Annotated in this window: 9 protein-coding genes; 3 read left to right on the forward strand and 6 right to left on the reverse strand. The window is 74.0% G+C overall.

The features are described 5' to 3' along the window. Positions 1 to 44: 44 nt before the first annotated feature. The 3 genes from ACWCYO_RS04230 to ACWCYO_RS04240 all read right to left on the reverse strand — a co-directional run bounded on the left by ACWCYO_RS04230 (position 45) and on the right by ACWCYO_RS04240 (position 3,560). Complete coding sequence (locus ACWCYO_RS04230; protein ID WP_449783270.1) at positions 45 to 1,916, reverse strand: hypothetical protein; 1,872 nt, start codon at positions 1,914 to 1,916, stop codon at positions 45 to 47. A 139-nt stretch (positions 1,917 to 2,055) separates the two neighbouring features. Further along, a complete protein-coding gene (locus ACWCYO_RS04235) occupies positions 2,056 to 2,931 on the reverse strand; it encodes a TetR/AcrR family transcriptional regulator (protein ID WP_449783271.1) in 876 nt (291 codons plus the stop codon). Positions 2,932 to 3,041: 110 nt separating this feature from the next. After that, positions 3,042 to 3,560 carry an NUDIX hydrolase gene (locus ACWCYO_RS04240; RefSeq protein ID WP_270141973.1) on the reverse strand — a complete coding sequence of 173 codons (519 nt, stop codon included), beginning with the start codon at positions 3,558 to 3,560 and terminating at the stop codon, positions 3,042 to 3,044. 85 nt (positions 3,561 to 3,645) lie between these two features. Between ACWCYO_RS04240 and ACWCYO_RS04245 the strand changes: the two genes are divergently transcribed. Next, complete coding sequence (locus ACWCYO_RS04245; RefSeq protein WP_449783272.1) at positions 3,646 to 4,866, forward strand: serine hydrolase; 1,221 nt, start codon at positions 3,646 to 3,648, stop codon at positions 4,864 to 4,866. A gap of 18 nt (positions 4,867 to 4,884) precedes the next feature. Here ACWCYO_RS04245 and ACWCYO_RS04250 read toward each other — a convergent pair whose 3' ends face one another. From ACWCYO_RS04250 to ACWCYO_RS04260, 3 genes are all read right to left on the reverse strand, one after another. Beyond that, entirely contained in the window at positions 4,885 to 5,208 is a 324-nt protein-coding gene (locus ACWCYO_RS04250; RefSeq protein ID WP_270141969.1) for a nuclear transport factor 2-like protein, read from the reverse strand. Between the two features lie 267 nt (positions 5,209 to 5,475). Further along, the gene (gene exaC / locus ACWCYO_RS04255) at positions 5,476 to 6,999 is read right to left on the reverse strand and encodes an acetaldehyde dehydrogenase ExaC (RefSeq protein WP_270141967.1); all 1,524 of its coding nucleotides are present in this window, start codon (positions 6,997 to 6,999) and stop codon (positions 5,476 to 5,478) included. A gap of 286 nt (positions 7,000 to 7,285) precedes the next feature. Further along, a complete protein-coding gene (locus ACWCYO_RS04260) occupies positions 7,286 to 8,233 on the reverse strand; it encodes a terpene synthase family protein (RefSeq protein ID WP_270141965.1) in 948 nt (315 codons plus the stop codon). Positions 8,234 to 8,569: 336 nt separating this feature from the next. Here ACWCYO_RS04260 and ACWCYO_RS04265 point away from each other — a divergent pair, with 336 nt between their 5' ends. Together ACWCYO_RS04265 and ACWCYO_RS04270 are read left to right on the forward strand one after the other, a co-directional pair. Then, a complete protein-coding gene (locus ACWCYO_RS04265; RefSeq protein ID WP_449783273.1) occupies positions 8,570 to 11,527 on the forward strand; it encodes an ATP-binding protein in 2,958 nt (985 codons plus the stop codon). A gap of 222 nt (positions 11,528 to 11,749) precedes the next feature. Continuing rightward, positions 11,750 to 12,826 (forward strand): aldose epimerase family protein, encoded by a 1,077-nt coding sequence (locus ACWCYO_RS04270; RefSeq protein ID WP_449783274.1) that lies wholly within the window; start codon positions 11,750 to 11,752, stop codon positions 12,824 to 12,826. The last annotated feature ends 11 nt before the right edge of the window (positions 12,827 to 12,837 follow it).

A 12,837-nucleotide genomic window follows, 5' to 3' on the forward strand; every position in this document is an offset into this window, starting at 1 on the left:
TGTTGTTGGCAGTCAGCCCGTTCTCAATCCTCGGCGGTCGTCCGTCAGCCGAACGGCCGGTGCTCCGGCTCCGCGTCGGCCTCGGCCTCCGCTTCCGGTTCGTTCGCGGTCGGGGCCGTGCCGGCGATGCCGAAGGGGTCGAAGTCCGGCGGCGGGATCATCACCGGCGTGCCCTTGCGCTTGACCGGCTCCTCCGCGCTCTCCGCGGGCGCGGCCACCGGGGCGGTCTGGGCCGGGATGAGCGGCGGGGTCGAGGGCGGCGGCGGGACGGCGGGGCCCTGGGCGGCGACGGTGGTGCCGAAGGGGTCGGGCTTCTGCTCGGCCGCGATCGTCGTCCCGAACGGGTCGGGCGCCGCCGTACCACCGCCGGCAGCGGCCGGCGCAGCGGGTTCGTCCGTGCTCGGGGCCGTGCCGGCGATGCCGAAGGGGTCGAAGTCCGGCGGCGGGATCCTGACCGGCGTGCCCTTGCGTTCGGCCGGTTCCGCCGCGCCGGCGGCTGCGGTGTCCGCCGCCGCCTCCTCCTGCGCGACCGGAGCGAAGGGGTTGAAGTCCGTGGGCGGAATGCGCACCGGTGTGCCGCGCAGGTGCACCGGCTTCTCCTCCGGCTCCTCGGCCACCGGGGAGGCGGCCGGAGCGGCAGACGCGGTCATCGGTGCGGGCGCGGTCATCGGCGCGGGCGGTGGCACGGCCACCGGTGCGGTCGCCGGCGCGGCCGCGACCGCCGCGGTGAGCGGCACGCCGTCCCAGCCGAACTGGATGCTCTTCAGCAGCTCCGCGAACGCCTCCGTGTACAACTCCCAGTCCTCCGGCCGGGCCGTGGTCAGCTGGACGCACAGCACCGTTCCGCCGTCCGGCAGCGGTACGAAGGCCTGGACGGCCGATGTGACCACCCAGCGACGCTGTCCGTCGGCGGCCAGTGGCCCGGGCACCGGGACGGTCCGCCCCTCGACCAGGACGGCGGCCGGACCGGCCGGCAGCAGGACCGTCCAGACCTCGGCGTGCCGTCGTACGGTGGCCAGCTCGGTGGCGAACGCGGTGATCGGCAGCGGGTGGCGGGCGAGCGAGATGACCAGGGTGGCCTCGGAGGCGCGCCCGTCGACGTCCAGCGCGCACACGCCCGCGTAGCGGACGCCCGCGTCCTGGATCAGGTCGGTCAGGGTCGCCGCGATCACCGCGAAGTCGCGGCGCGGCTCCGGGCCGGTGGCGCTGAACAGTTCCTCGGCGACCTCGGCCAGGTGCCCGGTCAGCTCGGCGGCCGCCGCCACCGTGGCCCGGTCGGGCCCGTCGGCCGCGTCGGCGTCCGCGGTCCCCTCGCCGCCGGCCGGCAGCGGGGGCACCGTGCGGGCGGAGGCCCCGGCGGGCCCGCCCGGGGAGGTCAGCGGGTGGAAACCCGGCGGGACGACCAGCCGGACCTCGGTGCCCGCGCCGGTGGCCAGTTCGACCGGCTGCCGGGTCTGCTGACCGGCCGCCAGCGCGGCCAGCGCCGGGGCGAACGGCGGGCGCAGCTTGGCGTCGGCGAACTCGCCGGCGACCGGCAGCTGGAACAGCGCGGCCGAGGTGGTGCCCCGGTCCGCGATGGCGCCGCGCACCGCTCCGCCGCCGTAGCGGTGGTGCAGCGCGGCCGTCACCCGGTCGGCGACCGGTGCGCCGTTGCCCGGCCGGGCCGTGCCGGCGGTGATCACCGTGCCGAGCCGGTCGAGGGCCGCGTGAACCGGCCCGTTGGGCGCCAGCGGCAGGCCGAACAGTGCCTCGGCGGCCGGGTGTTCAGCCGGTTTCAGGGCGCTCAGCGCGGCCGCCGGGTGGCGCGAGGTGTGCTCGTCGAAGAGGGCGTCGGTGAGTGTGCCGAGGGTCGCGCAGACCTGCTCGGCCGCCGCGAAGGGGTTGGCCTGCGCACTGAACTGGACGTCCTGGGTCAACTGGTGAGCCCCCCGCTCTGCTCCGTCTGCCGTCGGTGGTTCGGGTGGGACCGGGCCCGCCCGGGCGGCGTGCCGTCAAGTCCCCGCCCATTCCTATCAGAGCCCACCGTCGTCGCCGAACCGCAGGATCACCCGATGATCACTCCGCGGGGGCCTCGGTCGAACCCTCCGTGGCCTGCGCGGACGGTTCGTCCACCGCCCCGCCGGCCGGTGCCCCGGCGGCCAGCGCGGTGACCGCGTCCAGGATGCCGGGGACGGCGAACAGCCCGGCGAGGTCCTGGACCAGTCGCCCGGTCGGCCCGTCGGGCCGCTCGTCGGCGAAGAAGGCGGCCAGCTCGGCGGCGAGCGCGGGCTCCCGGGCGGCGGTCAGGGTGAGCGCGGCGACGAACTCCTGCACCAGGTGCAGCTGCAGCTCCTCCAGCGGAACGGAGCGCTCGGCCAGCCACTCCAGCGAGGTGATCTCGGCGTTGGCGATCCAGGCCCGGACGGTCAGTCGCAGCCCGGGGCTCGGCGCGGGGATCGCCAGGTGGGCGAGGATCTGGTCGTGCGCGGCCCGGCGCACCTCGTCGATCACCGCCGAGGTACCCGCGCTGGCCGCCACCGAGCCGCCCCGCAGCAGCGCGGCGAAGCCCGGCCCGTGGCTCTGCACGAAGTCGAGGTAGCGGCCCATCACCCGGTACAGCCGCTCCGACAGCGGCCCCTCCATGGGCTCCTCGAACCGCGCCGAGAGTTCCCGCCCGGCGCGCCGCAGCGAGGCCTCGTACAGCGCCTGCTTGCCCGGGAAGTAGTGGTACACCAGCGGCCGGGAGGCGCCCGCGGCGGCGGCGATGTCGTCGATCGACACCTCCTCCGGCGGGCGTCGGCTGAACAGTTCCAGCGCCACGGCGATCAGCTGCTCCCGCCGCTCGTCCACGCTCAGCCGTCGGCGCGGCCGCTCGCCCGCGGCCCCCCGGTCGGGAGCGGCGGCGGTCCGTGCTGCGCGGTCGGCCGTCGGCGACGGCGTACGGGAGGCCATGCGCGTCAGCCTATCCGGCGGCCGTCCCCGGGCCCATGCGGCCTGACCTGGCTCGGCCCGGACCTGCCCGCCGAAGACCGGCCCGCTGAGACGAGATCCGCCGGCCCGGCCTAGCCGGCCCGGAGCTCCAGGTAGCGGCGGTAGGCCTCGAGGCCGTCGGGGACGAACGTGTCGCGGGCGAGGCGCTCGGACAGTTCGGCGGGGGTGAGCCAGGCGTGCCAGGCGACCTCGGACTCCTGCGGCGAGACCGGACCGTCCCACTCCGCCTCGTACATGTCGCACCACCAGGAGAGCTTGCCGCCGTCGGGCTCCCGGAAGAGGAACTTGAAGATCGGGCGCGGGGCGATGCCGTGCACGCCGAGTTCCTCCTCGGCCTCGCGGACGGCGGCCTCGGCGTAGCTCTCGCCGGAGCCGACCACGCCGCCGACCCACATGTCGTACGCGCCGGGGGCGAACAGCTTGGTGTCGGTGCGGCGGTGGACGAAGATCCGGCCGGCCGGATCGCGGACCATGATGAACACGCAGCGGTGGGTCAGCCCCTGCCGGTACACCTCCCCGCGCAGCGCGGTTCCGATCACCCGGTCGTTCTCGTCGACGATGTCCAGCAGCTCTTCGGCGGGGTTGGTCATGAGCGACAGGTTAGGGTTTCGGGGCCCGCTTCGAACGAGGAATCGATCAATTGGGCGGCGACGAACGACCTGAGGACGGCACGCGGTGGTGGAGATCTGGGGCGAGACGGCCGAAGGCTTCGAGCCCGTACGGGAGGCCTTCGCGCGGAACTTCGCCGAGTACGGCGAACTGGGCGCGGCGTTCGCGCTGTACCTGCGCGGGCGCAAGGTGGTCGACCTGTGGGGCGGGGACGCCCGGCCCGAGGTCGGCGGGCGGCCCGCGCCCGCGGTGCCGTGGACGGCGGACACCGCCCAGGTGCTGCGCTCGGTCACCAAGGGCCTGACCGCCGCCACCGCGCTGCTGCTGGCCGAGCGCGGCCTGCTCGACCTGGACGCGCCGGTGGCCTTGTACTGGCCGGAGTTCGCGGCGGCCGGCAAGGGCGCGGTGCCGGTGCGCTGGCTGCTGACGCACCAGGCCGGGGTGCCGGTGCTGGACGTGCCGCTGCGCCTGGAGGACGTGCTGACCTGGGAGCGGGCGGTGGCCGCGGTGGCCGCGCAGGCGCCCGCCTGGGAGCCGGGGACGGCGCACGGCTACCACCCGTACACCTTCGGCTGGCTGGTCGGCGAGGTGGTGCGCCGGGTGAGCGGCCGCACGGTCGGACAGTACTTCGCCGAGGAGATCGCCCGGCCGCTCGGGCTGGACCTGTGGATCGGGCTGCCGGCCGGCGCCGCGCCCCGGGTCGGCAAGCTGGTCGACCTGCCCGCCCCGGAGGCGGCCCGGACCGGCCCGAGCGGGCTGCGGCTGCGGCCCAAGCAGTCCGTCCGGGACGCCTACCAGGACCCGGCCTCGCTGACCGCCCGCGCCTTCGCCTCGGTGCTGCCCGGGGTGAACATGAACGACCCGGCGGTGCAGGCCGCCGAGATCCCCGGTGCGAACGGCATCGGCACCGCCCGCTCGGTGGCGCGGTTCTACGCGGCGCTGATCGGCGTGGCCGACCGGTCGGACGGCTCCGGCACGCTGCTGCCGCCGCTGCTCGGCCCGGAGGTGCTGGCCCGCGCGGTCGGACCGGTGGTGAACGGCCCGGACCGGGTGCTGATCGTCAACTCCACCTTCGGGCTGGGCTTCTGGCGGCACGGCCCGACCGCGCCGATGGCCTCTCCGGCGAGCTTCGGCCACCCGGGCCGGGGCGGCTCGCTGGGCTTCGCCGACCCGGAGCTCGGGCTCGGCTTCGGGTACGTCACCAACGGCATGCAGCCGGGCGTCACCGGGGACGTCCGTTCGCGCAACCTGATCCGCGCGGTGCGGGGGTGCCTGGGGTTGTCCTGAGGCCGGGCCGTGCGCTCGCTAGGCCTGGCCGGTCTCGAAGCGGCTGATCTTCCCGTCGGCGACGGTGAACCGCCAGGCGGTGCGCATCTCGCCCCAGGTCTCGTTGGTGAAGTTGGCGACCAGCCCGTGACCGCCGGAGGACTCGGTCTGGACGTCCATCCGGCCGTTCGACTCGAAGATCTCCCGGTCGACCCAGTCGTTCAGGTCGCGGTCGGAGCCGTCGTCGGACATGGTCGCGTCCGGGGTGAGGACGCGGAAGAAGGCCTCGCGGTCGCCCGCGTTGATCGCGGTGACGAAGGCGCGCACGGTGGGGTCGCTGAGCTTGGCGGGGGCGATGGTCATGCCGGACTCCCTGGAGGGATCGGGAACGGGGAGTCCTGTCTACGGCGTTCGCGGGGCCCGTCCGGGCATGTCGGCGGCGCGTCGGGAAAATCTGCGGATTCATGTGCTTTGATCCCGAACCAGGCGAATGTTCCCGGAACAGGTGATTCGCCCCGAAAGCCCGCCACGGGGAGTGGCGGTGGAGCGGGAGACCGGACGAGGTCTCCCGCTCCACGTCTGTCGCGGGCCGGTCGGGGCCGGCCCGGGAGAACCGCCCGGGAGAACCGCCTAGAAGAAGCCGAGCGCGTCGGGGGAGTAGCTGACCAGCAGGTTCTTGGTCTGCTGGTAGTGCTCCAACAGTGCCTTGTGGTTCTCCCGCCCGATGCCGGAGTTCTTGTAGCCGCCGAACGCCGCGGCGGCCGGGTACAGGTGGTAGCAGTTCGTCCAGACCCGGCCCGCCTGGATGGCGCGCCCGGCTCGGTGGGCGGTGTTGACGTTGCGGGTCCACACGCCGGCGCCGAGCCCGTACTGGGTGTCGTTGGCGAGCGCGATCGCCTCGTCGAAGCCGTCGAAGCGGGTGACCGAGACGACCGGTCCGAAGATCTCCTCCTGGAAGACCCGCATGCTGTTGACGCCCTCGAAGACCGTCGGCGTCACGTAGTACCCGCCGGCCAGCGCGCCGCCGAGGTCGGCGCGCTCGCCGCCGACCAGGACCTTGGCGCCCTCGGCCTGGCCGATCTCGAAGTAGGAGAGGATCTTCTTCAGCTGTTCGGCGCTGGCCTGCGCGCCGACCTGGGTCTCGGTGTCCAGCGGGTTGCCCTGGCGCATCGTGCGCACCCTGGCCAGGCCGTCGCCGAGCAGCCGCTCGTAGACCGAGGACTCGATCAGCGCGCGGCTGGGGCAGGTGCAGACCTCGCCCTGGTTGAGGGCGAACATCGCGAAGCCCTCGACGGCCTTGTCGTAGAAGGCGTCGTCGGCGGCGGCGACGTCCGCGAAGAACAGGTTGGGGCTCTTGCCGCCCAGCTCCAGGGTGACCGGGATCAGGTTGTCGGCGGCGGCGCGGGAGATCAGCCGGCCGGTGCCGGTCTCGCCGGTGAAGGCGAGTTTGCGGACCCGCTTGCTGGCGGCCAGCGGGGCGCCGGCCTCCTCGCCGAAGCCCGTGACGATGTTGAGCACGCCCGGCGGCACCAGGTCGGCGGTCAGCTCGGCCAGCAGCAGCACCGAGGCCGGGGTCTGCTCGGCCGGCTTGAGCACCACCGCGTTGCCGGCCGCGAGCGCCGGGGCGAGCTTCCAGACCGCCATCAGGATCGGGAAGTTCCACGGGATGATCTGGCCGACCACGCCCAGCGGCTCGTGGAAGTGGTACGCCACGGTGTCCTCGTCCAGCTGGGAGAGGCTGCCCTCCTGGGCCCGCAGCGCGCCGGCGAAGTAGCGCAGGTGGTCGACGGCGAGCGGGAGGTCGGCGGCCAGCGTCTCGCGCACCGGCTTGCCGTTCTCCCAGCTCTCCGCGACGGCCAGCTGCTCCAGGTTCGCCTCCATCCGGTCGGCGATCCGCAGCAGGACCTGCGCCCGCTCGGCGGCGGAGGTGCGGCCCCAGGCCGGGGCGGCGGCGTGGGCCGCGTCCAGGGCGGCCTCGATGTCCTCGGCGGTGCCGCGGGCGACCTCGGTGAACACTTCGCCGGTGACCGGGGTCGGGTCGCCGAAGTACTCGCCGCGCACCGGGGGCGTCCATCCGCCGCCGATCCAGTGGTCGTACCGGGAACGGTAGGCGACGATGCTGCCGGGCGCGCCGGGGGGCTGGTAGACCGTCATGTCTTGTGTCTCCTCGCGACGTCGGGCGCCCCCGGCGCCGATCGGGCCGGGGACGGCGCGCCGGGCCGCCCGGGCAGCGGGCGGTCCGGCGGGAGGGTGCGGACACGCACTCGGGCGGCGCCCCCGCCGGGGGCGCCCGCCGACGAGCACGATAGCCGCCGGACGCGCGGTGCGGCTACGGTCCGTACGCCGGTCCGGTACGGAGGGTCCCCGTTCCGGTCCTTCCCGGTCCTTCCCGGGCCGCCCGCGGTTCGCCGGATGCTCCGGCGTCGCACCCCCGCGCCGTTCAGACCACGTGGTACCGGCCGGTGCGGGCCTCCCAGCTGAGGTAGCCGGCCAGCCAGGTGAGCAGCCCGTCGGCGTAGCGCCCGGCGATCGTGCGTTCGATCCGGGACAGGCCCAACTCCAGGTAGACGTCGGGTAGTTGTTCGTGCAGTTCGGCGCAGCGCTCGACCATCAGCTGGGCCTCCGCCATCACCGCGGAGCAGGCCTCCTCGGCCGAGCAGCGGCGCTCGCGTTGGACGATCATCACCAGGTTGTTGACGTCGCCGCGCGGGGCTTCGAGCGGGAAGGAGCGCACGTCGTTGCTGAGTGACGGTATGTCGGCGGCCAGCTGCCGGATCTGACGCAGCACCGGATGGTGCAGCACGGAGGCGGGGACCTCGAACTGGCCGAGCCGTTCGACCATGTCGAAGATGGTCTCCATCGCCGCGGTGCCCCGTCTGAGCTCCAGGTAGCCGCTCCGGTCCGGCGGCCGGGCGGAGATCCGGCCGGCCGCCTCGGCCGGGTGACTGGCGAAGTAGTACTCCCAGTTGTAGGCGGCGCGGGCCTGCCAGCGGGCGGGCATGCCGTGCACGCTGCGGCTCCACAGGTCGGCGAAGGCGGTCTCGACCGCGGAGCGCTGGTCGGGGCGGGCACCGTGCAGGACGGCGATCAGGCGTTCGCAGATCGGGGCGACCTCGGTGGGGCGGCGGCCGAGCGGGCCGTCGAACTGGTCGTCGAAGAGGAAGTAGAAGCCCATCAGGTCGGCCGCCAGGGCGAGTTCGTCCGGCCCGGCGTCCGGGTAGCCGAGTGCGGCGAGGTCGACCACCTCCCAGTGGGCGTAACCGGGGTGGTCGGCGTCGGGCAGCAGCGGGTGGCGGATCAGCCAGTCCCGGTGCAACGCGGTGGCGTACCGGCCGTGCGGACTGCGGCGGTGTGGGAACGGGATCTGAAGTGAGGTGTCGTCAGACATCGGACTCCCGGTGCAGCGGAGGGTGGGGGCGCTTGTGGTTCGAGCACTTCTCGTGAGGGAGTTGACGCGGCGGGGCGCGAAGGGTGAGGCTGGGTCAGGCAAGATCATCCACGCCTCGCGGGCCGTAGGGTATCTGATGCAATGATCGGACGTTAGGGATATAGGGCAATTGCCCTTGGCAAGCTGTCCGAACCCTCACCGTCTGCCCCAGCCTGCACGAATGCCACACGGTGAGCCGTACGCGACGCTACTCTCGGCTCCACGAACAGTGACGGACCGGCTCCCCCCGCGCGGTGGCGGAGCCGTGCCGCGAGCGGGTGAGGCGGAGGCGCGACGGTGACCGATCAGGGCAACGAACTTCGGACGGGAACCGGTTCCGGCCGGGGCGACGACGGACCCGCGCCCCGGGTCCGGCTGCGCGACCGCGACGCCGAACTGCGGTCCGTCGAGGCGGCCGTCGACCGCCTCTGCCGCGAGTTCGCCGCCGGCGGCACCGAGATCGGCGAACTTCTCGCCTTCTCCGGCCGCCCCGGCATCGGCAAGACGAGTCTGCTGCACGAGGTCCGACGGATCGCCAGCCTGCGCCAGGGCGCCTGCGTGCTGTTCGCGCGCGGTGGCGAACGGCAGTTCAAGGAGCCGTACCACGTGCTGCGCCAGCTCCTCCAGCCCGTGCTGACCCGACTGGAGCCCGACGAGTTCAGCCAGGTCATGGGCACGTGGGAGGAGGTCGTCGGACCGGCCATGGGCCTCAAGCAGCCCAAGGCCGGCGCCCGCCGGCTCGACCCCCAGGGCGTGCGCGACGGCCTCGACTACGTCCTCACCCAGCTCGCGCCGCGCCGCGCGCCGATGGTGATGATCGTCGACGACCTGCACTGGGCGGACGCCGAGTCCCTCTCCTGGCTCGCCAAGTTCGCCGTCCGGTCCGCCGAGCTGCCCGTGCTGCTGGTCTTCGCCTTCCGCGAGGACGAGAACGACTGGCCCGACGAGACCCAGGAGCTGCGCCGGGGCGTCCTCAACCTCGCCAGCCGCAAGCACGAGCTCAGCAGGCTCACCCTGAGCTCCGTCACCGACATGGTCCGCGCCGAACTCGGCGACAAGGCCGAGGACGCCTTCTGCTACGAGTTCTGGAACGTCGTCAACGGCAACCCCTTCGAGGCCGGCCGCCTGCTCGACCAGGTCCGCGACCAGGAGCTCGAACCGGTCGAGGAGAACTCCCGGCAGCTGCGCGAACTCGCGGTCGACGCCACCGGGATGACCCTCAAGAGCTGGCTGGACCGGCTCGGCCCGGCCACCCTGCGCTTCGCCTGGGCCTGCGCCATGCTGGGCACCGACATCCGGATCGACCTCGCCACCCGGATCTCCACCCAGAGCACCGAGGGCGCCCGCGAATCCATCAAGCAACTGCGCAAGCAGCGCGTGCTCACCCAGGCACCCAACGGGAACCTCGAGTTCGTCCACCCGCTGATCGCCAGCTCCATCTACAACACCATGCCGGAGGCCACCCGCCTCGGCATGCACGGCATCGCCGCCGTCGAGATCGAGAACGCCGGGCTCGGCCTGCTCGCCGCCTCCCGCCACCTGGTCGAGACCCACTCCGGCGAGGGCGACGACCGGATCGTCAAGAAGCTGCGCCGTGCCGCCGTCGAACACCAGTTGATCGGCGCTCCCGAAGCCGCCCAGCGCTGCCTGCACCGCGCGCTCAACGAGCCGCCCGCCGACGACATCAAGGCCGAGGTGCTGTACGAGCTCGGCTGCTCCGCACTGCTCACCGACCCCAGCGCCACCGTCAACCAGCTCAGGCTCGCCCTCGACCCCGAGGAGGGGCCGCTGCGCCCCGAACTGCGGGTGGACGCCACCTTCCGGCTCTCCGAGGTGCTCGCCCACAGCGGTGAACTGGGCCAGGCCGCGCTGGTCTGCCAGGAGGAGGCCGAGAAGACCACCGACCCGGTCCGGCGGCAGCGGCTCCAGGCGGCCTCGTTCATGTGGCACGCCTTCCGCAAGTCCGAGGAGGACGGCCCCGGCCGCTCCGCCCGGCTCGCCGAGTTGTACCGGAACCTGACCGGCCGGGAGGCCGCCGACCGGGCCGTGCTCGCCATGCGCGCCTGGGACCTCACCCTGCGCGGCGAGCCCTCCACCGAGGCGCTGGCGCTCGCCGACGAGGTCCTGGACGGCGGCCGGCTGCCCAAGGGCCTCGGCTGGACCGACACCACCTGGGGCTTCGAACTGCCCTCGATGCTCTGCCTCACGTACATCTACAACGACCGCGTCGCCCAGGCCGAGCGGCTGGCCGCGGACGCCATCATCCAGTTCGAGGTGGCCGGCTGGAGCGGCGCCCACCGGGGCTTCGCGTACTTCCTGATGGGGCTGGCCCGGTTCCGCCGCGGGCTGCTCGCCGAGGCCGAGGACTTCCTGCGCCGGGCCTACCGCATCTCCGAGCGGATCGGGGCCAAGCTGCCGCTGGCCTGGGACGCCGTCGGCGTGCTGGTGGACACCCTGATCGCCCGCGGCCGGGTCGACGAGGCCTGGGCGCTGGCCAACGAGTTCGGCTTCCACCCGCCGTACCACGCGACCGCCATGGTGCTGCCGGACGCCGCCTCGCTGTACGGCAAGCTGCTGGTCGCCGCGAACCGGCACGCCGGGGCGGCCGCCGCGCTCACCGAGGCCGGGGCCCAGTTGAAGGTCCGCGGCTGGCACAACACCGTCTGGGCGCCGTGGGCCGGGCACCTCGCCGTCGCGATCGCGGCCGACGAGCCCGAGCGCGCCCGCGAGTACGCCCAGGAGGCCGTCCGGGACGCCCGCCGCTTCGGCACCGCCTCGGCGATCGGCACCGCGCTGCGGCTGCAGGCGGCGATCTCGGACGGTCGGCAGGCGGTCGAGCTGCTCGAGCACGCCGTGGCGCTGGTCGACCTCGGCGCCGCGCTGCGCCGGGTCGGGCGGCTGGAGGACGCCCAGGAGTACCTGTACCAGGGCATCGAGCTGGCCCAGCACTGCTCGGCCGAGAAGCTGGTCGACCGGGCCCGGCAGGAGCTGGCCAACTACGGGCTGCGGCCCAACCGGCTCGGGCTGCACGACTTCCAGGACACGCTGGAGGCGCTCAGCGGGCCGGAGCGGGACGTCGCCAAGCTGGCGGTCAGGGGCGTGCCGCCGCAGCGGATCGCCGAGCAGCTGGGGGTGCACCTGAGCCTGGTCAACCGGCGGCTGGCGGCGGTCTACCGCAAGGCGGGCACCGGGCCGGACGGACTGGCCTCGGCGCTCGGGCTGCCGCAGCGGCAAGTCGAGGGGCCGGAGGAGTAGCGGCGGGGCCGAGGGGGCGGGGGAGTGGCGGCTGCTTGACGGCAGCCGTGGAAGGGGCGGGCGGCCGGTGGCGTTCGGGCGGCGCGCGGAGGCGTGGAAACGCCCCCGCTGCCGCCGCCCTCGCTAGGCTGACGGACACCATGGGGCCGCCGCGACGCCCCTGGACGGACCGGGAACCGGGCGGAGGCGGCGCGCGCTGCCGCCACCAGTGAGGAGCAGGCCATGGCGAGCGAGGCCACCACGGTGCGCCGCGAACCCCTCGACCCCTCGGGTGCGGGCGCGGCGATCCAGCGCTGGACGCTGACGGCCGGTCCGTACGAGGCGAGCGTGCTCACCCTCGGCGCCACCCTGCACACCCTCAGCGCCCCGGACCGGTCCGGCCGAACGGCCCAACTTCTGCTGTCCACGGACGAGTTGGCGCAGATCCTGGGCCCGGCGCGGCACTACGGCACGGTGGTGGGCCGGTACGCCAACCGGATCGACGGCTCCAGCGTCACCATCGACGGCGAGGACCACCCGCTGGCGCCGACCGGTGGCGGGATGACCATCCACGGCGGTCCGGACGGCTTCGCCCAGCGGATGTGGCGGGCCGAGCCGATCGAGGGCGGGGTGCTGCTGCGCCTGCACAGCCCGGACGGCGACCAGGGCTTCCCCGGCGCGCTGGACGTCACCGTCTCCTACACCCTGTCGCACGCTCCGGGCGAGGGCGGCGAGCTGGTGATCGCCTACCGCGCCGTCACCAACAAGCCGACCGTCGTCAACCTGACCAACCACGCCTACTTCAACCTCGCGGGTGAGGGCAGCGGCGACGTCCTGGGCCACCTGCTCACCCTGGACGCCGACGAGTACACCCCGGCCGACGAGCGGCAGATCCCGTACGGCCGGACCGAGCCGGTGGCCGGCACGCCCTTCGACTTCACCGTGGCCACCCCGATCGGCAAGTCGGTGCACGACGACCACCCGCAGCTGGCCGGCCCGGGCGGCTACGACCACAACTGGGTGCTGCGCGCCCGCCCGGCGGACGGCGGACCGGCGCGGGCGGCGCTGCTGGAGGACCCGGTCAGCGGCCGCACCCTGGAGGTGCTGACCACCGAGCCGGGCGTCCAGGTCTACACGGCGAACAAGTTCCAGGGCGCGGTCACCGGCGCGAGCGGGGTGCCGTACGGGCCGTTCGCCGGGATCGCGCTGGAGACCCAGCACTTCCCGGACTCCCCGCACCACCCGGCCTTCCCGAGCACCGTGCTGCGGCCGGGGGAGGAGTTCCGCTCGACCACGGTGCTGCGGCTGGGGGCCAACTAGGGCAGGCCCGG

The sequence above is a fragment of the Kitasatospora sp. NPDC001683 genome (assembly GCF_053596495.1).

Excerpts from the sequence above, each read along its gene's own strand:
- ACWCYO_RS04270 (WP_449783274.1), top strand. The coding sequence starts at position 11,750 with ATGGCGAGCGAGGCCACCACGGTGCGCCGCGAACCCCTCGACCCCTCG.
- ACWCYO_RS04250 (WP_270141969.1), bottom strand. The coding sequence starts at position 5,208 with ATGACCATCGCCCCCGCCAAGCTCAGCGACCCCACCGTGCGCGCCTTC.
- ACWCYO_RS04260 (WP_270141965.1), bottom strand. The coding sequence starts at position 8,233 with ATGTCTGACGACACCTCACTTCAGATCCCGTTCCCACACCGCCGCAGT.
- exaC (WP_270141967.1), bottom strand. The coding sequence starts at position 6,999 with ATGACGGTCTACCAGCCCCCCGGCGCGCCCGGCAGCATCGTCGCCTAC.
- ACWCYO_RS04240 (WP_270141973.1), bottom strand. The coding sequence starts at position 3,560 with ATGACCAACCCCGCCGAAGAGCTGCTGGACATCGTCGACGAGAACGAC.
- ACWCYO_RS04235 (WP_449783271.1), bottom strand. The coding sequence starts at position 2,931 with ATGGCCTCCCGTACGCCGTCGCCGACGGCCGACCGCGCAGCACGGACC.